Here is a 20671-nt window from a genome sequence, read left to right as displayed (position 1 = left end):
GCGGAAGATCCGTGAAGTGAACAAGCGAGGGTCGCCGTTACTCGATACAGTGGATACTAGCACTCACTATAGCGGTTAATCTACTCGCCATAGTGGTTTTTTGTCTCGCTACAGTGGTTGGTTTACTCGCTACAGTGGTTAGTGATCCGCTCTCAGAGCAGCGATACCATGGCCTCAGGCCGTATAGGGATCTCTTAGGAACTTATTATGATCTTATGAGGATCTGTTATTGGATCTAACCGGTGGATAAAACGGCTGAATCGCTCTCATTTTGCGGTGGATAAAGAAAATGAACTCTCCGGCCCACTTCCCTGCTCTCAGCTGCGATCCGCTGATGATGCGGTTTATGGCCTGTTTATAGAAATACCGGTTATGCACAGGCAAAAGGGAATTTACTCGCTACAGTGGTTATTGGTCACTCGCCAGCGCGGTTGTTTATCTCGCTACAGTGGTTATTTTACTTGCCACAGTGGTTATTCTTCTCGCTATAGTGGTTATCAACACCTCCTCAGCCCTTATGCTACAAGGCCCTGGCGGTAGCGGGGATCTATTAAGGATCTCAGTTTGATCTATAGAGGATCGAACAATTGGATCTGACCTGTGGATAATGAGGATAAAAAGAGCAAACATACCGGGAAAACAGTGGGAGAACTGGCAAGAAGGTTTGAGGAATAGCCAGGGCGAACGTTAAGAGTGAAAACCGTCCCTAATCTGCCAGAGCAAATCAAAGGAAAATAAAGCACAAATCTGATAAGGCGAGACTGTACTGACGCTGGATAAAACTAACCAGCAAACAGATGCGGAGAAAACAGCTTTGATTAGGTTAAGTTGATACCTTTTACCGTTTCGCAGCAGAGGTGTTAAAAGAAGCATTGTACTATTCGCCCTGACTCACTTCAGGTAACCGTCAAACCTGACGCATGCGTAATGCCATGGTTTGATGCATTAACAGCGGTGTCAGCCATATCGATAACCAGCCCGGTGTTTAGTCAGGCACCAGATTCATGGGTAAGAAGTATTTAACGACATTCAGCGACTCTCTCCTCTGCTCAACTAAACCGTTTTATTCATCCTTCTCAGACAAAATTTTCACCATAGAAATATCAATGTAAGCATTTGATTAAAAATGACTTTTTTTGGATTTTCATGATGAAAACACCGTGAATTTACCCTGAAAATCAGGATTGCGGAGTTCGTTATTATGGGCGCTGTAGGCTTAACAAAGCGATTCTCAGCACAAAACTTGTGCTCAATGCTTACGTTAATCCATCCGGCTATAGCAGTGAGTAAAAACCATCATAAGTAAAACCGTGAAACTTCCCTCTAAACAGTGGCTGAGAAATGAAGGTTTGAGTTCTGAAGGCCATAAGTTCACTGTCGGATGGAACATCCACTCAATGAGGTTGTGAGGTCTCTCTGGCTGGCAATATATATTTGCTGTCAGACCGGCTCGTTTTAAGCAGGTCAATTCCCCCTCCCCTTTGAGTAGGTAGTTCATACGTGAAATGCTGCTGTTGGAAGAGTCAGCTTTTTAATCAGTCAGAAGAGGGGCTTTTCAAGAAATTAGCAAAAACACCGATCAATCAACCTAAACAGTCTGCATATTTCAGTTTGGATCTGGTGCGTGCGTAGTGGTCATTAAGCAGAAACTCGCAGATAGCCCGACAGCAAAAAGAGCGAAGCGATACTCTCTCTACGCTGCAATCAGTACGTTGCCGTTACGAAACAGTACTAAGTCGGTCAAGATGACTGAGCCACAGCATCTTGTTTGAGGAAATCAACAAATGCGCGCAACGGCGCAGACATGAACCGGCTGGGAAAATAGAGCCAGGGGCCTTCGAATGCAGACCACCATTCTGGCAGTACAGCAACAAGCTCGCCAGTTTCGAAATGGGGCTGTAATTAGTTTTCGAAGGTAGCAATTATCCCTCTGCCCTGTCTGGCAAATTCAATAGCGGCAGCGGCACCATTGACGCCAATGATTAAGCGACCGGCAGGATTCACACTCACGATCTTTCCCTGCCATCCAAATTGCAAGGGTATCAGTGCCCCGCTTGAATACTTCAACCGAATACAGTCATGCTCTGCTAAATCAGCCGGATGTGACGGTAAACCCTGCAAAGCCAGATAAGAAGGCGCGGCCGCCAGTGCGAGCGTCTGTGGGCGGGGACCAATCGGTACGGCAATGTTATCTTTTGCCAGCTGCTCGCCATAGCGGATAGCGCAGGAGGAAAGGGTTCATTATGGGGGGCAGAATATCCGTCATCACTGCACCAGTAACATTCAGTTTTAGCACGCCGCGGACTGCTTGCTGCGTACTTGAAACGGCGGTCAGCACCGATCTTAGACGGTAGAAGGCAATAAACCAAGCTGCTTTGCGGCCATCCGGAAACCATTTTCTTTGAATACGATAATGAAGATCGATAGGTCATCCACAGTTGCCGTCTGTTATTGTCCGGATTTACGATCAGCCTATTCACATTACCCTCTATTATCAATCAGCTTAAAAAGGGAGGGCAAATACGGGTCTCTTTCTGCAGAAGAAAGAGCACCCAAGCCGAATAAATCAGAGTCTGTATGAAAGATAAAATTGTTCTTATTACCGGAGCCAACAAAAGTATCGGCTTTGAAACGGCCCGACAGCTTGGCCTGCGTGGTTACCGCATCTGGCTGGCATGTCGTGATAAAGCGCGGGGCCAGGCTGCGCTGGCAAAACTGGTCGCGGAAGGTATCGAAACCCGGATAGTGGTGATGGATGTGACGCAGTTGTCGAGCGTTCAGGCGGCTGCGCAATACATGTTTAAAGAAGAAGGGCAGCTGGATATTCTGATTAATAATGCCGGTATCTCAGGCTTTCTGGGCACTCACCCCAGCGAGCAAAGTATCGATGAGGTTATGGCGGTATATGATACCAATGTGTTTGGTGCCATAAGAGTAACCCAGGGTTTTCTGCCGCTGCTGAAAGCCGCAGTCAGCGCTAAAATTATTATGGTCAGTAGCGGACTGGGCTCACTGGAATGGGTCTCCGACCCTAACCATCCCTATTTTAAGGTCAATGAACTGGGCTATAACAGCTCTAAAACTGCACTTAACGCGGTGACCCTCGCCTTTGCCAAACAGCTAAAGGATCAGGGCATCAGCGTAAATGCCGTCGACCCTGGCTATACCGCCACGGATTTCAATGAACATAGTGGTTATCGGAGCGTCACTGAAGCTGCTGCCGGCATTGTCTGGCTGGCAGAACAGAGTCCGGCGGAAATTACCGGCGGATTCTACTTCGATCAACATCGGGCACCCTGGTAGAGGCCGGCTGAAAGCAGATACAACCAGGATGATGAGCGGGTCTGCATCTCAGCGGCGGTAATATTCTGGCGAAGTTTACGCCTCAACATCTCATTGCCGCGCCTGCTGATTCGTCCACTTTTGTTCTCTACCCGGCGCTAACCACGTTCTTTCGGTCCAGATGATACAACGTATAAAAAGCGAGAAAGGAAGAACAGGAAACCGGGCAAAAAGGCAGGTGAGCAATCTGTCTTGTCATTATAATTTTGCGACCGCTCTCCTCACGGAAATGGCTTAATCGCCATGACGCGTTGTTACCGCCGGTAAAGGAACATCTCAACAGGCTAAACTATCCTGTTACTATTTATGCGCGGTTTAACCGTGGATATGAGAGATTTACCGTCACTGATGCCATTAAAAGCCTCGCCGGTGCTCTCCTGATCTTTACTCTATCTTCCGACTTGTGCTGACCGTTTCTTTCCCGAAATCTCACCAGGGAAGTTTACGTGTAAGATACTGAAATAAATGATTATTTTTTAGATTTTCACGATGAAAACACCATTTTTCACCCGCCACTTTGACCAGGATCCTGTCCTGTTATTACGCTGTATGCTGGCTGCGGTTCCTGCCCAGACAAATGAGATCGCAGAAGTTTTTAATAACAGCACCAACGAAGATTCGTCTGCCGCTTATCCCTGCCTGAGTTCGGCTACCGTGTATTAGCCAGGCTTCCCCGCTACTCCCTGCTGTAGTCACCCGATCTGGATGATAAGCCGGTTACGCTGGCTGGCTCTGCCGGAGCATTCCATCCGATAGTAAAAAATCCAGGTTTTTGGCATTTTTCTAAAAAATTGGCAGATAGCCGCTTTTTGTGTAGTATGCAAAAAACATTAATGCAGAGGGGCTTATGAAGCGTGACTATGGTGGTGTGCTGGAGATGGCAACGCGTGCCAACTCCATGTTGCACGGGCTGAGCAATCACATTGAGCAGCAGCGTCAGGAATTTAACCAGACCGGTTTTTATCAGACTTTCTCACGCAATGCCGTCGCTAATATGCCATTGCTGAGTAAGCATGCCGTGGTTGCTGCCATCAGTGACATGGAAGAAGCCGGCTATCAGTTTGGCAAGAAGCAAACCGGTAGCACCTCGCAATATGCATTAACCATCCAGAATGTGGTCGATATTTATCAGCATCGCAAGGTGCCAAAATACCGCGACAAGCACGAAGGCCCGTTTGTGATTTTTGTGGTCAGCCTCAAAGGTGGCGTCTCCAAAACGGTCAGCACCGTAACGCTGGCCCACGGTATGCGCGCCCATCCTTCGATGCTGCACAATGACCTGCGTATTCTGGTTATCGACCTCGACCCGCAGGCATCCAGCACCATGTTTCTCAGCCACACCAACAGTGTCGGCTCTGTGCTGGAAACCGCCGCTCAGGCGATGCTGAACGATCTGGACGCTGACCAGCTGCGTGAGCAGTTTATCAAACCGACGGTGATGCCTGGCGTGGATGTCATTCCCGCCTCGATTGATGACGGTTTTGTCGCCAGTGACTGGGAAGAACTGGTCGCCCAGCATCTGCCTGGCGTTGCACCTTCTGAAGTTCTGCGCCGTAACGTCATCGATCGTCTGGCAGGCGATTACGACTTCATCTTCCTCGATACCGGCCCGCATCTTGATTCCTTTATGCTGAATGCGATTGCTGCCAGTGATGTGCTGCTGACGCCAACGCCGCCAGCGCAGGTTGATTTCCATTCAACCATGAAGTACCTGACGCGTCTGCCAGAGATGCTGGAGCGGATCGAAGCGGAAGGGGTTGAGCCACGTCTGAAGGCGAATATTGGCTTCATGTCAAAAATGACCTCCAAGCACGACCATCTCACGTCACAAAGTTATGCCCGCGAAGTGTTTACCAAATCGATGCTCGATTGTGGCCTGCCGCGACTGGATGGCTTTGAACGCTGCGGCGAATCGTTTGATACGGTGATCAGCGCGAACCCGTCATCCTATCCCGGCAGCGCTGATGCGTTACGCAAAGCTAAATATGAAGCGGAACAGTTCTCAAGGGCTGTATTCGATCGCATTGAATATATCAGGAGCACCCTGTGAGCAAACCCATCCAGCGCATTGGCCGCAAATTCGGTGATTCCGCCATTGCCAGCATGATCGACAGCAGCAGCCAGTCGCGCACCTTTACCCTGAAGTCAGGTATGAAGGCGACCTTTGTGCGGCAATTGATTCCGCATGATGACATCGAAGCAAAGACCTATGTCGACCCGAAGATCAACGGTCGCGATCAGAGCACGCTGACGGCGGAGTCGCTCAAAGAGATCACCCGCACCATTACCCTGCAACAGTTCTTCCCGGCCATCGGGCGCATCACCGCTGACCGGATCGAAATCATGGATGGCTCCCGTCGCCGTGCAGCCTGTATTCTCTCTGGCGCCAGTCTGGAAGTGCTGGTCACGGCGGATGAACTGAGCATCAGTGATGCTCGTCAGCTGGCCGCCGATATTCAGACTGCCCGCGAACATAACCTGCGTGAGCTGGGACTGCGTTTTATGCTGATGAACGAGCAGGGCATGAGTAAGTCGGAGATTGCCAAAGCGGAAGGGATCTCGAATGCCAAAGTGACGCGTGCTTTCCAGGCTGCTTCAGTTCCGGCTGAGTTTATCGAACTTTTCCCGGTGGTGGCTGAACTGACGCTGCAGGATTATCAGCTGCTGCTTGATGTGTGGGAAGAAGCCAAAGCCGAAGCGGTCGCGGTCGATGACCTGGTCAGTCAGATTCAGGATAAACTGACCCGTGATACGATGCCGGCACAGCTCAACGCCGACGAAAAAAAATCGGCCATTCTCGACTGCTTCAAAACCGCCAGGAAGCAGCTTAAAACGCCGCCGCCAGCCAGCAGGACGGTGACGGAAAAACTGGCGACCTTCAGCACCGCCAATACCTATGCGCGCCGTAAAACCAACGACGAGAAGCGGACCGTGCAGTATGAATTCAGCCGCCTGCCAAAAGAGATCACCGAGAAGATTGATGCTTCGATTAAACAGATTTTGTCATCGATGAAGCAGAACAATTCCTGATGATCGTTAAAACCGGCCTGCCGCCGGTTTTTTTATCCTGGCCGGTCAGATCACTTTCTTCACTATTTATCACTCCCGCTCGAAAACTCGCTGCATTGCTGACCCACCCGGCGTTACAGGGAGGTTAAAGACCGCCATCCTTCCCATTATTCCGGCGTTACATCTCCCATTACTGCAATTTGATTGTTGAATCCTGACGTATTTGCGGTTATAGCTAAAACGGTTTAGCTTACTCATCTACTTTAAGGAATTTCTATGTCAGTACGCGTGTGGTGTCTGGGTGATGCGGTAGTCGATCTGTTGCCAGAAGAGCCGGGACGTTTAATGCAGTGTCCGGGCGGCGCACCGGCCAATGTGGCGGTGGGTGTGGCGCGCCTGCAGGGGAAGAGTGCGTTTATCGGCAGGGTAGGGGCCGACCCGTTTGGCGACTTTATGCGCCAGACGCTGATTGATGAGCAGGTAGAAACCTCCTTCCTTAAATCCGACCCTGCTCATCGCACCTCAACCGTGGTGGTCGGACTGGATAACACCGGCGAGCGGTCGTTCACCTTTATGGTACGTCCCAGCGCCGATCTGTTTCTTGAGACAACCGATCTGCCGCAGTTCAGCGCCGGGGAATGGTTGCACTGCTGTTCAATCGCGCTGTCAGCCGAACCTTCACGGACAGCCACGCTTACCGCAATGCAACGTATACGCGCCGCAGGCGGATTCGTCAGTTTCGACCTGAACCTGCGTGATGATCTGTGGCCTGACCCGACACAGCTGCATGCGGTTGTGCATCAGGCGCTGGCCTGTGCTGATGTGGTGAAGCTGTCAGAAGAGGAACTTCAGTTCCTCCATTCTGCCGCAGATCCTGCCGACAGCATGCAACAGCTGGCTGAACGTTTTGCCATTAAGCTGCTGCTGGTTACGCAGGGCAGGGCGGGCGTGATGGCTTATCACCAGGGGCAGATTTATCACTACCCCACTACGCCGGTGGCCAGCATTGACACCACCGGTGCCGGTGATGCCTTTGTCGCCGGACTGTTGTGGCAGCTGGCGCAGTCGGGTCTGCCCGCCGATGAGCCACAGTTAGCCGTCAGTCTTGCCAGCGCCCAGCGTTGTGGCGCACTGGCAACCACGGCTAAAGGGGCAATGACGGCACTACCCTGGCTGCATCAACTCAGCGACCCGACAGGCTGATTTTCCGGGCTGTTATCACTGGTTTTGCGAGCCATCTCACATTCACTAAACCGGTTTAGCAATTTTCATTGCGCGATGAAATTACCCATGATTATGATTCGCGCCTAAACCGGTTTAGCAAAAAAAGTTTGTGATGATAGCCCTTCCTCAGAGACGCAAAACAATGAAAAAAAGCACGATTGCATTAGCCCTGGCAACCCTGTTCGTTGCTGTGCCGGTCCGGGCAGAGCCGGGCCTCAGCACGATTGAAGCCCGGCTTGCCGCACTTGAACACCGTCTGCAGGTCGCGGAGCAACGCGCAAGCGCGGCTGAAATCCGGGCCGAAGCGGCTGAGAAGCAGGCACAACAGCTGGCAACCGTCCAGCAGCAGACCCCGCCAGCTCCCACTGACGTTGCGCAACGTAGCGCTAAACCGGAACCGAAACCTTCCGCCGATGCGGGCGGATTTGAATTTCACGGCTACGCCCGCTCCGGCCTGCTGATGAACAGCTCGGCAGCGAAAACCCAGGGCGGACCGACGCTGACCCCTGCCGGCGAAACCGGCGGCCACGTCGGGCGTCTCGGTAATGAGCCTGACACCTATGTCGAACTGAATCTGGAACATAAACAGACGCTGACCAACGGTGCCACCACCCGCTTTAAAGCGATGCTGGCCGACGGTCAGCGCACCTACAACGACTGGACGGCTGACAGCAGCGATCTCAACCTGCGGCAGGCATTTGTCGAAATCGGCCAGCTGCCGACCTTCGACGGTGCCTTTAAAGACAGCACCGTCTGGGCCGGTAAACGCTTTGATCGTGACAACTTCGATATTCACTGGATCGACTCCGATGTGGTGTTCCTCGCCGGAACCGGTGCCGGCTTTTACGACATCAGGTGGGGTGATCGGGTGCGCAGCAACCTCTCGGTGTATGGACGGACCTTTGATGATATCGAAAACAACGAAAACAGCGCGCAAAACTACATCCTGTCACTCAACAACTTTGTCGGCCCGGTTCAGCTGATGATGAGCGGCATGCGGGCCAGAGATAATGATGATCGCGAGGATATTGACGGAAATAAGATCAAAAGCGATGCGGCGAACACCGGCGTACATGCGTTGCTCGGACTGCATAACGACAGCTTCTATGGCCTGACCGACGGCTCGGCGAAAACGGCGCTGCTGTATGGCCACGGTCTGGGTGCAGAGGTGAAATCTGTTGGTTCAGATGGCGCGCTGCTGCCGCAGGCAGATAGCTGGCGTCTGGCCAGCTATGGCATCACGGCGCTGGGAGACGGCTGGCATATTGCCCCGGCGCTGCTGGCTCAGCATAGCCAGGATCGCTATGTCAAAGGCGACAGTTACGACTGGGCGACCGTTAACCTGCGGCTGATTCAGGAGATGACTCAAAATTTTGAGATGCAGTATGAAGGCTCTTATCAGTACATGGACCTGCGCCCGGAAGGGTACAGAAACCGCAATGCCGTCAGCGGCAGCTTCACCAAACTCACCGTCGCACCCACCCTGAAAGCCGGAGACGTAGGCGACTTCCTGAAACGTCCGGAAATCCGCTTGTTCGCCAGCTGGATGAACTGGGATCACCGGCTGGATAACTATGCCAGTGATGATGCCTTTGGCAGTAAGGGTTTTGAGGCCGGAGGGGAATGGAACTTTGGCGTTCAGATGGAAACCTGGTTCTGACCAGACAGCCCCAGCCTGCAGGGGCTGGGCAACCGCACCAATAAAAATGAAACCAGAAGATAGAGGTTAATATGGATTATGCAAAAATTTCCCGCGCGCTACTGCCCTTGCTGGGCGGCAGGGAGAACATCGCCAGCGCGGCGCATTGCGCTACGCGCCTGCGGCTGGTGCTGGCGGACGACAGCCAGGCAGACACCGCGGCGATTGGCCGGATCGAGGGCGTAAAAGGCTGCTTCCGCAACGCCGGGCAGCTGCAGGTGATTTTTGGCACCGGTGTGGTTAACAAGGTCTATGCCGCATTTATTGCTGAAGCGGGGATTAGCGAGTCGAGCAAATCTGAAGCGGCGGATATCGCGGCGCGCAAGCTTAATCCGTTCCAGCGTATCGCCCGTCTGCTGTCGAATATCTTTGTGCCGATTATCCCGGCCATCGTGGCATCCGGCCTGCTGATGGGGCTGCTGGGCATGGTGAAAACCTACGGCTGGGTCAATCCGGATAACGCACTCTACATCATGCTGGATATGTGCAGTTCCGCCGCCTTCATTATCCTGCCGATCCTGATCGGCTTTACCGCTGCTCGTGAGTTTGGCGGCAATCCGTTTCTTGGCGCAACCCTTGGCGGCATTCTGACCCACCCGGCACTGACTAACGCCTGGGGCGTGGCTTCGGGCTTCCATACCATGAATTTTTTCGGTATCGAAGTGGCGATGATCGGTTACCAGGGCACGGTGTTTCCGGTGCTGCTGGCGGTGTGGTTTATGAGCGTACTGGAGAAGCAGCTGCGCCGGATTATTCCTGATGCACTGGATTTGATCCTGACGCCGTTCCTGACGGTGATCATCTCTGGTTTTATCGCGCTGCTGATCATCGGACCGGCTGGTCGTATGCTGGGGGACGGCATCTCTCTGGTGCTCAGCACCCTGATAGCCCACGCGGGCTGGCTGGCGGGGCTGGTGTTTGGCGGGCTCTATTCGGTGATCGTGATTACCGGGGTACACCACAGTTTCCATGCGATTGAAGCCGGACTGCTGGGAAATCCCGCCATTGGCGTTAATTTCCTGTTGCCGATCTGGGCGATGGCCAACGTGGCTCAGGGCGGTGCCTGCCTGGCGGTGTGGTTTAAAACTAAAGATGTGAAGATAAAAGCGATTAGCTTGCCCTCGGCATTCTCAGCGCTGCTGGGGATCACGGAAGCGGCAATCTTTGGTATTAATCTGCGCTTCATGAAGCCCTTTATAGCCGGCCTGATCGGTGGCGCGCTGGGCGGTGCCTGGGTGGTTTCCGTGCATGTCTATATGACAGCCGTCGGGCTGACGGGGCTGCCAGGCATGGCAATCGTCAAGGCGGGTTCCTTGTTCAATTATGGCATCGGCGTGGCGATCGCATTCACCACGGCGTTCGTGGTCTCTTACCTGCTTAAATACAATACGGATGCTGAATAATGGCTTCATCGACACTTTTGCCGGCTATCCTGCAGGCGGTGATGCAGAAGATGCCTGCTGCGCTTAACGACCATCATTATCCCGGCTGGCATCTGGCGCCGGTTACCGGACTGCTTAACGACCCGAATGGATTTATCCATTTTGACGGTCATTATCATCTGTTTTATCAGTGGAATGCGCTGGGGTGCGAGCATAAACATAAATGCTGGGGACACTGGCGCTCTGCCGATCTGCTGCACTGGCAACATCAGCCGATTGCGCTGATGCCGGATGAAGCGTATGACCGTAGCGGCTGTTACTCCGGCAGTGCGGTCGATGACGATGGCGTTCTGACGCTGATTTACACCGGCAACGTGAAATTTGACGACGACACACGCACTGCGTGGCAGTGCCTGGCTCAGCAAAATAGCGCAGCAGGATTTGATAAGCTCGGGCCGGTTATTGCTTTGCCAGAGGGCTACACCGGACATGTCCGCGATCCGAAAGTCTGGCGACAGGGTAACCACTGGTACATGGTGCTGGGCGCTCAGGATCGGCAGTTGCAGGGTAAAGTGCTGCTGCTGCGGGCGGAAAATCTGCAGCAGTGGCAACTGCTCGGCGAGATAGCGGGCAGCGGGCTGGGCGGTCTCGGGCCGGCGGGTTACATGTGGGAATGCCCGGATATGTTTACTCTCGGCGACAGCACTTACCTGATCTGCTGCCCGCAGGGCGTGGCGCGCGAGGAAAAACGCTTTCTCAACAGTCACCCGAGCGCCTGGCTGAGCGGCACGCTCGATGATCAGACGCCGGCCTATCGCCACGGCCCGCTGCACGAACTGGACGCCGGCTTCGAGTTTTACGCGCCGCAGACCACGCTGACCGCTGACGGGCGGCGGTTGCTGGTGGGATGGATGGGCACGCCCGATGGGGAAGAGATGGCCCAGCCCACCGTTGCTCATCACTGGATCCACCAGATGACCTGCCTGCGTGAACTCAGTTCCCGGGATGGCAAGCTCTGTCAGCAACCGATCGCCGAGCTGCAGGCGCTGCGCGAAGCCGGAAAGGTTTATCAGGGACGTGCTGATGACGCGCCGCCGATCGATGCGCAGCGGCTGGAACTGCTGCTGGAAAGCCAGGGCGGAATCGAACTCAATTTTGCCGACACGCTGATCGTGACGTGGCAGCAGGATGCACTGCAGCTGGCGCGTCGCAGTCTGGTCACGGGTGAATGGCACTACCGCTACTGGACGGGCGCCGCCAGCCGGTTACAGATCCTGTGCGATCACTCCAGCGTTGAGATTTTCATCAATGATGGCGAAGGGGTGATGAGCAGCCGTTATTTTCCGACGCAGCCGGCGTGGTTAACCCTGCGTGGCCGCGCAGAACTGCAGGCTCACTACTGGTCGTTACGTCGCTGCATGGTAGAATAAGCGCTTGTTTCCTTAGACGATGCCTTGCCGTGAGAAAAACGAAACGCGTTACCATCAGTGACATTGCCACGCTGGCGGGGGTGAGTAAAGCCACCGCCAGCCTGGTGCTCAACGGCCGCGGAGAAGAACTGCGGGTCGCGAAGGAGACGCGTGAACGGGTGCTGGCGCTTGCCCGACAGCATCACTATCAGCCCAGCATTCATGCCCGGATGCTGCACGATGCCCGCAGCCATACGCTGGGACTGGTGGTGCCGGAAATCACCAACCATGGCTTCGCTGCGTTTTCTCATGCGCTGGAAAATCTGTGCCGCGCCGCAGGATTGCAGCTGCTGATCTCCTGTACCGACGAAAATGCCGGGCAGGAAATGGCGGTGGTCAATAACCTGGTATCGCGCCAGGTCGACGGGTTGATTGTCGCGTCCAGCATGTTAAGCGACAGTGCTTACGTCACCCTTAGCGAGCAGTTGCCGGTGCTGCTGTTTGACCGTCGCATCAGTGACACGCGCTTACCCTGGGTGATCACCGATGCCATCACGCCCACCGCCGATCTGGTTGAAAGGCTGGCGCGCGCCAGTCCGGATGAGATCTACTTTCTTGGCGGTCAGCCCGATCTGTCACCAACCCAGGATCGCCTGGCGGGTTTCAGCCAGGGACTCACGCGTGCTGGCGTTACGCTGCGTCCGGAATGGATTATTCAGGGTAACTATCACCCGGCCAGCGGTTATGAGATGTTTGCCGCCCTGTGCGAACGGCTGGGGCGGCCGCCGAAAGCGCTGTTTACCGCCGCCTGCGGCCTGCTGGAGGGCGTTCTGCGCTATATGAGCGAGCACCGCTTGCTGACCAGCGACATCCGCATTGCCAGTTTTGACGATCACTACCTGTATGATTCCCTCTCCATCCCCATCGACACGGTCGAGCAAAACGTGCCGCAGCTGGCGCAGGCCTGCTTCGCGATCCTGACCAGCCTGATCCGCGGCGATGAGCCAGTAAACAGCCAGCTGGTACTGCCTGCGACGCTTCGTCTGCGCTGTTAACGCCGCCGCAGGTTAACCGATGCCAGCAACGCGACTCCCGCTGGCAGAGGCAACTATCGATTGGCGTCGTGCGGCTTAATGCGCTGAATCAGCGGCCGGATTAATGTTACTGGCTGCGCCGGATGCTGGCGAGCGACGTGAGCAGGCTATTTTTATCGCCTTCGCTCAGGTTGGCCGCCGTGAGTTGCGAGGCCAGCCATGCCCGTTCGGCGTGCGGAAAGCCGCCAGCCAACAGCTGCTGGCCGATCGCGTTGAGCAATTGGCTATCCAGCCGTTGTATCTGTTGCCGGGTATCAGCCAGATCCCTGACGGCGGCGTTATCCGGGACTGATAGCCAGTCCGCCCGATAACGATATTGAATCGCCTTACTGGCATTCATCAGGGCATGAACAAACGGTTCCACCGAATGGGGTTCCAGTCCGGCTTGCTCAGCGTTTTTCAGCATGCTTTGCATCACCTGCTGTTCCCGCGGCAAATCCTCGATCGGGAGATGATGCTGTGCTTTGTAGCCAGCCACCTCTTTCATCACCTGCATCCGTTCATTTAATGCAGTGGAAAGCGTGCCGAGCGCAACGGAAGAGACCGGCCCGGCAAAAACGTTACAGCACACAAACAGTGAAGAGAAAAGAATCGTCGTAAAATGCGTCATTTGCCCGCTCCGTTAATCAAAACTGGCGCTAATTTAGTCATGAAAAAATCGCCAAAGGTAATTATTTTGTTTTCAAAGTATGAATTGCACACGGTGTCAGTGCGCTAGCGCAGGTGATTAATTCTGATGGGTTTTGCGTCTTTTAACGTCACACAATCTTCATGTTGCTATGCCACGCTGACAGGTTTATCCCGCCGCAGCCGGTGTTGCTCAACAGCCGGTATTAATGATGTTGCCGCCAGCGTAGCTCCAGTTATTGTCAGACAGGGATGCGCTAAGCGAAGGGCGACAGGGCAGGGTGAAGAAGGTTGTTACGGCCGGGTGCAGTAAAGCCATTGCCCGCTAATAGGCCGCCAGTGGAGCCTGATGTTGCGATCCGGATCGGTCAGCATCAGGCTGCCAGTGATGTGCTGAGGATGATGGCTACGCCGCCGATCGTGGCGGCGCAGTCAGTCAGGGGACGAAGATAGCGCGGACGCAACCATCTTCTTTGTGTTTGAACATCTCGTAACCCCGCGGTGCCTGTTCCAGCGGGAAGCGATGCGTCGCCATAAAAGCCGGGTTCAGTTCATTGCGGGCCACGTGTTCCAGCAGGCGGTGCATATAACGTTGTCCATGCTGCTGAGCGGTACGGATTGTCAGGCTCTTGTTGATCATCAGGCCTAAAGGAAACTTATCCATCACCCCGTAAACGCCGAGAATGGCAATGTTGCCGCCTTTACGGCAGACGTAGAGTGCCTGACGCAGTGCCGCGCCAACATCGGTTTCAAGATGCAGCATCTGTTTGGTTTTATCGTAAACCTGGCTCAATCCTTCGCCCCGGGCTTCCATACCGACCGCATCAATGCAGCTGTCCGGGCCACGTCCACCGGTTAATTCCAGTAACGCTTCGTTGATATCCACCTGGGTGTAATCCAGCGTCAGGCTGCCGGCATAATCGCGCGCCATTGCCAGCCGTTCCGGATAGCGATCGATGCCAATCACCTGATGAGCGCCCATCAGCCATGCACTTTGCTGCGCCATCAGACCGACACCGCCACAGCCCCATACCACCACCGTGTCGCCAGGGTGGATATTACAAAAATCGGCACCCATGTAACCGGTCGGGGCAGCATCAGAGAGAAACAGCGCCTGTTCATCGGTCACGCCCTCGGGCACCACGAAGCAATCATTGTCGGCAAACGGCACGCGCACATATTCTGCATGCGATCCGGCATAGCCGCCAAAGGCGTGGCTGTAGGCGTAAATACCGCCGGTCGGATGACCGAGTACGGCTTCTCCTTTCTCCCATTGCGGATTGGTGTTGTCACAACAGGAAGGTAAATGATGCTGGCAATACCAGCAGGAACCACAGGAGATAAATGAGGGCACTACCACCCGATCGCCGCGGCGAATATTTTTTACGGCGCTGCCGACTTCGACCACTTCACCCATGAATTCATGACCGAGGATGTCACCTTCGCGCATACTCGGGATCAGGCCATCAATTACGTGCAGATCGGAGCCGCAGGTGGTGGTCAGCCTGACGCGAACAATCGCATCATGAGGATTTATCAGGCCCGGATCGGCCACGGTCTCAACGCTCAAATCGTTAACGCCATTCCAGCATAGTGCGCGCATTTATTTCTCCTTATCCTGACGTTCGGCGTGGCGGCCAGCAGGCTGACCATCCAGCGTGGCGATCTCTCCGGTCTCGGCGAGGCTTTTAAAGCGATGCAGCGCTTTGCTGGCCACCTCTTTCGGCAACAGATCAAACACTTTGGTCACCTTTTTCCCCAGCGCGCCGCCCGGCGGGATGAAGCGCAGAGTGAGCGCCAGTTCAGTGCCCCATTCGCCGGGCGCCGGGCGCAGCAGAAGTTCGCCTTCGTTAGGGATGTCGGCACCCTCCAGCGATCGCCAGGCAATAATTTCGCCCGGCTGGGCTTCGACAATCCGGCTCTCCCAGGCGTAGTGTTTACCCAGCGGGCCTTCGATCTGCCAGTGCGCATCGCTTTTATTGACCGGCGTCACCGTGGCAAAGTGGCTCATAATACGCGGCAGAGTATCCGGCTCCAGCCACAGGGAAAAAAGCTCGGTCGCCGGACGACCGACGGTTATCCAGCGCCGGAGCGTAAGCGTATTATCGCTGGCGGTTGTTTGAGGTTTTTTGGCCAAAAGGTCCTCCGATAGCAGGCTCAGTCGAACGGAAATCACTGAAAATGAGTTAAGAACAGCCTGCGGAATTTTGCGAGCGAAGCCGTAGCGTTGCGGTACGGCAGGTCTGGCCGCAGGTTATGTATCGGACAGCGCGGTGCGGGGCGCAGGAAAACCCCGTTGCGGACGGCGGGATTATGTATAATGCCTGCAGCAAAGAGGCATCTGTTTTAGCAGCAAATAGAGGTAGATATGTCTGCATCTGAAACTTCTACCGGTGGTAAAAGTGTGGTTGAGTTGGTGCTGAGTTTAGAAAATCAGGTGGCAGGTTACCCGCAGGCAAACTGGCACATCGGTCTGAAAAGCAAAACCAAAATGGCGCTGGAAAAGATTAACCGCGCGTTTGATGCAAAACGTATCAGTGCAGAAGAGAGTCTGAATCTGAAACAGCGGGTTTATAGCGTGCAGGATAAATTAATTGAGCTGGCGCTATGGTAAGGCAGTGCATTTAGCCGTCAGCGGCCATCACCCGCTGACCTGCACTTAAGTCGGCCGGTGTGAAAAACTGATACTTCAGTACGCAACGCCGCTGGGCATTTTCTGCACTTTTCAGCGAAGGCGTATTGCCGGGAAGGATAGTGCCGGTCAGCAGCACGCTGTCGCCGTAACGCTGATCGAGCTGCTGCAACAGCATCTGCTGGGCTCGCGCTGCCAGTCCGCGGCCGCGGTATTCGGGCAAAATCACCTCATCCAGAATCTGAATCGCCTCAATGAACCCCACGCGGCGCATCGCGCAAATGATCAAGCCGGCCAGCTGACCCTGACTGACAATCAGCGAGACGTTGCCCTGGGCGATATCCTCACGCAGTTCCCGTTTATCGGTTGCCAGCAGCAGATGTCTGAGCTGCGGCAGGGCACGCCAGCTGGCACGATAGGCGCGATTGATAGTGGTCAGACAGACCGGATAATCCTCTCTGGTGGCGGTCACCAGCGAAACATCCTGCCCGGTCGGGGCGGAAAGCGAGTCCGGGCGGCCAAGAAAGATCAGTTGATCGGTGAAGCCGATCGCAGGATGGTCGGCGGGCAGCAGCACGCGCAGCGTTTGCGGGTTCAGCGCCTGCCACGCCTGCATAATGGCGCAGGCAACCTGCTGGTTAATCGGTCCATCCAGCGCGACGACATCGATAAACGGCTGGGCCAGATCGCCGCCGAGATAGCGGGGACCGGTGAGATAACGCTGACCGTCAATGTGGAGTTCACGTTGCAGAAAATAACGCTGTGGCAACCCGGTTTCACGCCAGGGAAAGGCGGCAGAGAAACGGGCATCACGACACCATGCCTGCTGCTGCGTCAGCCACTTAATCAGCCAGCCCCTGAGCCGGTGCGGTGAAACCGGCAGGCTCTGGTAGCGCGACACCATATAATCCAGCATACCCTTTCCACCTTGTTGCCCGTCTCAGGTTCAGCATCGGGGCTGAATGAACGTAACGGCTTAGCGCCGGCTCTGGTACTCCTCTTTCAGCAGACCGAACAGCCAGTCATCCTGCCATTTACCGTTCAGAAAAAAGTTCTGCCTTAAGGTGCCTTCCTGCGCGAAGCCGGCGGAGATTAACGCTTTCCGTGAGGCGATATTCCCAGCGGTAACGGTCGCCACCAGCTTGCGGTACGCCAGTTGGTCAAAACAAAACCCGATCACCGCATTCAGTGACTCGCGACCGTAACCATTGCCGTGAAAGTCAGCGGCGAGAATAAAACCAAACTCGGCAATGCCGTTACCCCGATCGATAAATCCGCTGAATCCTGTCGGCAATCCTGAGGTTTTTTCTTCCATCACCAGGCAAAGCCAGTGATCACATCCTTTATGCCAGGCGGGCAAGCGAACGTCAAACGAGTGGGTTCTGATTTCGTCGGCAGAGCGTGGATCAGAGATATATTTCATCACCGATTGATCCTGACTGACCGCCAGATAAAACGGCCAGTCCTGCTGACTCAACGGCCGGTAACGCAGCCGCGCAGAGGTGATCACATCAGGTTGCATTATGCTACTCCTTGCAGGCCGAGCTTCAGGGCGAAAGTTGATGCCAGCAAGCTAACACAGCCGCCGGAGAAGCGGGAGTCAAACTCGCCAGCCAGCCGTGCACCGCTGAAGACGGCGGTTGTGGTATCGCTTCCATTTATACCGGGATTCTTACGATGAGCTGCGTGGTTCGCATCGGTTGAAATTTTTTAGTTAACACATTTCTAATGTAATTGGCTGATATATAAGAATTATTAGAGATTTGTTTACACTCTGCCACGAAAAGGCAATGTAAATGGCATGTGATAGCGTTTACACTTGCACTGATGTTTCTTTACATTTCCCGCTTTTTATCAAGGTTAAACACATGTCACGGGTATCCCGAACACTCAATTTGTTAACGCTGCTGTTCTCTGTCGCCTGCTCTGCCTGGCTGCTGATCGGCGGCGTCTGGTTGCTATCGCTGGGCGGTAGCGCGTATTACCTGATCAGCGGCCTGGCCATGGCGGGCTTTAGCGTGCTGCTGTGGCGCAGAAAACGCAGTGCGCTCTATCTCTACGCCGCGATTCTGATCGCCAGTGCGCTGTGGGCGTGGCAGGAAGCAGGCAGCGACTACTGGACGCTGGTGCCGCGACTCGACGTCTGGGTACTGCTGGGGATCTGGCTGATTTTGCCTTTCAGCTATCGTCAGTTTAGCCCGGCCGGTAAAAAACCGCTGGCGGCGATGGTTATCGCCTTACTGGCTAACGGAGCGCTGCTGGTGGGCTCATCACTGCACGATCCGCAGGAGATAAACGGCGAACTGCCGCTGACCGATGTTGCGCCAGCCGCTTCATCGGTACCGGCGGAAGACTGGACCGCCTACGGCCGGACGCAGGAAGGCGTGCGTTACTCGCCGCTGAAGCAGATCAATGAGCGCAACGTGCAGAACCTGCAGGTGGCCTGGCAATATCACACCGGCGATGTCAAAACCGCGAACGATCCGGGTGAGATTACCAATGAAGTGACGCCGCTCAAGGCGGGCAACATGCTCTATCTCTGCACGCCACACCAGATTCTGCTGGCGCTGGACGCGGTGAGTGGCAAAGAGAAATGGCGCTTTGATCCGAAGCTCAAATCCGATCCGTCATTCCAGCACATCACCTGTCGTGGCGTGTCCTATCACGAAATGCCGGCGGCACAGCAGAGTAGCGCTTCACAGCCTGCCCACTGCGCGCGTCGTATCTTCCTGCCGGTGGACGACGGTCGTCTGATTGCGCTGGATGCCACCTCTGGTGAGCGTTGCGAGAACTTCGCCAGCCACGGTGAGCTGAATCTGCAACATCAGCAGCCAAATGCCTATCCGGGAGGTTATGAGCCGACGTCACCACCGATTGTCACCGACAAAGTGATCATCGTGGCGGGCTCGGTCACCGATAACCTGTCAACCCGTGAACCGTCTGGCGTGATCCGCGGTTTTGATATCGACAGCGGTAAGCTGGTGTGGGCGTTTGATCCTGGCGCGAAAGATCCGAATGCGCTGCCTGCAGAAGGGGAGACCTTCAGCGCCAACTCACCTAACTCCTGGGCACCGGCGGCGTATGATGCTCAGCGTGACATCATCTATCTGCCAATGGGCGTCTCGACGCCGGATATCTGGGGTGGTCATCGCACGCCGGAACAGGAGCGTTATGCCAGCGGCCTGCTGGCGCTGCACGCCTCGACCGGTAAGCTGGCCTGGTTCTATCAGACAGTACATCATGACCTGTGGGACATGGATCTGCCGTCGCAGCCAACCCTGGCGGACATCACGGACAGCAGCGGCAAGCGCGTACCGGTGGTGTATGTTCCGGCTAAAACCGGCAACATTTTTGTGCTGAACCGTGAAACCGGCCAGCCGGTGGTACCTGCACCGGAAACCCCGGTACCGCAGGGACCAGCGAAAGGCGATCATCTCAACCCGACTCAGCCTTTCTCGCAACTCACCTTCCGGCCGAAGCAGAATCTGCAGGGCAAGGATATGTGGGGCGCGACGATGTTCGACCAGCTGGCGTGCCGCGTAATGTTCCATCGCCTGCGATATGAAGGCCCGTTTACGCCACCTTCAGAGCAGGGCACGCTGGTGTTCCCGGGTGATTTCGGCATGTTCGAGTGGGGCGGTATTGCGGTTGATACCGACCGTCAGATCGCGATTGCGAACCCGATGGCGATGCCGTTTATTTCACGGCTGGTCCCACGCGGACCGGGCAACCCGATTGAGCCTGGTGCGGCGGGTGCTGCCGGTTCCGGTTCGGAATCCGGCGTGCAGCATATGTATGGCGTACCTTATGGCGTTGAACTGAATCCGTTCCTGTCACCTATAGGTCTGCCGTGCCTGCAGCCGTCATGGGGCTTTGTCTCGGCGATCAATCTGCAGAATCATCAGATTGTCTGGAAGAAACGCATCGGTACGGTACGCGACAGTGCGCCGGTTCCGCTGCCGTTCAAAATGGGCGTGCCGATGTTAGGCGGCCCGGTGACCACCGCTGGCAACGTCTTCTTTGTTGCCGGAACGCTGGATAACTACCTGCGCGCCTACAGTGTGCGTGACGGCAAACTGCTGTGGCAGGCCCGACTGCCGGCGGGTGGTCAGGCGACGCCGATGACCTATGCAGTCAACGGTAAGCAATATGTGGTGATCATGGCCGGTGGACACGGCTCGTTCGGCACTAAAATGGGCGATACGCTTATCGCTTATGCGCTGCCGTAACCGGCGTTAATCTGTAAAATCACG

General features: G+C 55.0%; 16 protein-coding genes. 10 read left to right on the top strand and 6 right to left on the bottom strand.

Annotation, left to right across the window (positions count from 1 at the left end; all coding sequences use genetic code 11):
- Positions 1-1902 precede the first annotated feature (1902 nt).
- Entirely contained in the window at positions 1903-2220 is a 318-nt protein-coding gene (locus tag ACLIBF_RS23275; RefSeq protein ID WP_341802485.1) for a hypothetical protein, read from the bottom strand.
- A 357-nt stretch (positions 2221-2577) separates the two neighbouring features.
- Between ACLIBF_RS23275 and ACLIBF_RS23270 the strand changes: the two genes are divergently transcribed.
- The 8 genes from ACLIBF_RS23270 to ACLIBF_RS23235 all read left to right on the top strand — a co-directional run bounded on the left by ACLIBF_RS23270 (position 2578) and on the right by ACLIBF_RS23235 (position 13120).
- Positions 2578-3303 carry an SDR family oxidoreductase gene (locus tag ACLIBF_RS23270; protein ID WP_279810241.1) on the top strand — a complete coding sequence of 242 codons (726 nt, stop codon included), beginning with the start codon at positions 2578-2580 and terminating at the stop codon, positions 3301-3303.
- 886 nt (positions 3304-4189) lie between these two features.
- Positions 4190-5392, top strand: a complete 1203-nt coding sequence (locus ACLIBF_RS23265) for an AAA family ATPase (protein ID WP_031377930.1) — start codon at positions 4190-4192, stop codon at positions 5390-5392.
- Complete coding sequence (locus tag ACLIBF_RS23260) at positions 5389-6372, top strand: ParB family protein (RefSeq protein WP_094106375.1); 984 nt, start codon at positions 5389-5391, stop codon at positions 6370-6372. The genes ACLIBF_RS23265 and ACLIBF_RS23260 overlap by 4 nt, the downstream gene beginning before the upstream one ends.
- A 255-nt stretch (positions 6373-6627) precedes the next feature.
- Complete coding sequence (locus ACLIBF_RS23255; RefSeq protein ID WP_448310786.1) at positions 6628-7554, top strand: aminoimidazole riboside kinase; 927 nt, start codon at positions 6628-6630, stop codon at positions 7552-7554.
- Between the two features lie 163 nt (positions 7555-7717).
- Positions 7718-9235: a carbohydrate porin gene (locus ACLIBF_RS23250; RefSeq protein WP_448310785.1), complete on the top strand. Its 1518-nt coding sequence runs from the start codon at positions 7718-7720 to the stop codon at positions 9233-9235.
- Between the two features lie 71 nt (positions 9236-9306).
- The gene (locus tag ACLIBF_RS23245; protein ID WP_046289434.1) at positions 9307-10677 is read left to right on the top strand and encodes a sucrose-specific PTS transporter subunit IIBC; all 1371 of its coding nucleotides are present in this window, start codon (positions 9307-9309) and stop codon (positions 10675-10677) included.
- Positions 10677-12086: a sucrose-6-phosphate hydrolase gene (locus ACLIBF_RS23240; protein ID WP_448310783.1), complete on the top strand. Its 1410-nt coding sequence runs from the start codon at positions 10677-10679 to the stop codon at positions 12084-12086. The genes ACLIBF_RS23245 and ACLIBF_RS23240 overlap by 1 nt, the downstream gene beginning before the upstream one ends.
- A 29-nt stretch (positions 12087-12115) precedes the next feature.
- Positions 12116-13120, top strand: a complete 1005-nt coding sequence (locus tag ACLIBF_RS23235) for a substrate-binding domain-containing protein (RefSeq protein ID WP_279810244.1) — start codon at positions 12116-12118, stop codon at positions 13118-13120.
- Between the two features lie 106 nt (positions 13121-13226).
- Here the strand turns inward: ACLIBF_RS23235 and ACLIBF_RS23230 are convergent, their stop codons facing one another.
- The 3 genes from ACLIBF_RS23230 to ACLIBF_RS23220 all read right to left on the bottom strand — a co-directional run bounded on the left by ACLIBF_RS23230 (position 13227) and on the right by ACLIBF_RS23220 (position 15923).
- Complete coding sequence (locus ACLIBF_RS23230) at positions 13227-13769, bottom strand: chorismate mutase (RefSeq protein WP_031378125.1); 543 nt, start codon at positions 13767-13769, stop codon at positions 13227-13229.
- Between the two features lie 453 nt (positions 13770-14222).
- Positions 14223-15389: a zinc-dependent alcohol dehydrogenase gene (locus ACLIBF_RS23225; protein WP_046289436.1), complete on the bottom strand. Its 1167-nt coding sequence runs from the start codon at positions 15387-15389 to the stop codon at positions 14223-14225.
- Positions 15390-15923 carry an SRPBCC family protein gene (locus ACLIBF_RS23220; protein WP_031378126.1) on the bottom strand — a complete coding sequence of 178 codons (534 nt, stop codon included), beginning with the start codon at positions 15921-15923 and terminating at the stop codon, positions 15390-15392. It abuts the gene before it with no gap.
- A gap of 231 nt (positions 15924-16154) precedes the next feature.
- Here ACLIBF_RS23220 and ACLIBF_RS23215 point away from each other — a divergent pair, with 231 nt between their 5' ends.
- Positions 16155-16400, top strand: coding sequence for a hypothetical protein (locus tag ACLIBF_RS23215; RefSeq protein ID WP_031378127.1), 246 nt, complete (start codon positions 16155-16157; stop codon positions 16398-16400).
- A 10-nt stretch (positions 16401-16410) separates the two neighbouring features.
- Here the strand turns inward: ACLIBF_RS23215 and ACLIBF_RS23210 are convergent, their stop codons facing one another.
- Positions 16411-17334 carry a GNAT family N-acetyltransferase gene (locus tag ACLIBF_RS23210; protein ID WP_031378128.1) on the bottom strand — a complete coding sequence of 308 codons (924 nt, stop codon included), beginning with the start codon at positions 17332-17334 and terminating at the stop codon, positions 16411-16413.
- A gap of 60 nt (positions 17335-17394) precedes the next feature.
- A complete protein-coding gene (locus ACLIBF_RS23205; RefSeq protein ID WP_279810245.1) occupies positions 17395-17940 on the bottom strand; it encodes a GNAT family N-acetyltransferase in 546 nt (181 codons plus the stop codon).
- Positions 17941-18286: 346 nt separating this feature from the next.
- Between ACLIBF_RS23205 and ACLIBF_RS23200 the strand changes: the two genes are divergently transcribed.
- Positions 18287-20647, top strand: coding sequence for a glucose/quinate/shikimate family membrane-bound PQQ-dependent dehydrogenase (locus tag ACLIBF_RS23200; protein ID WP_279810246.1), 2361 nt, complete (start codon positions 18287-18289; stop codon positions 20645-20647).
- Positions 20648-20671 lie beyond the last annotated feature (24 nt).

The sequence above is a fragment of the Pantoea sp. PGP6 genome (assembly GCF_053474785.1).
This window is presented reverse-complemented; position numbering and strand designations above follow the sequence as displayed.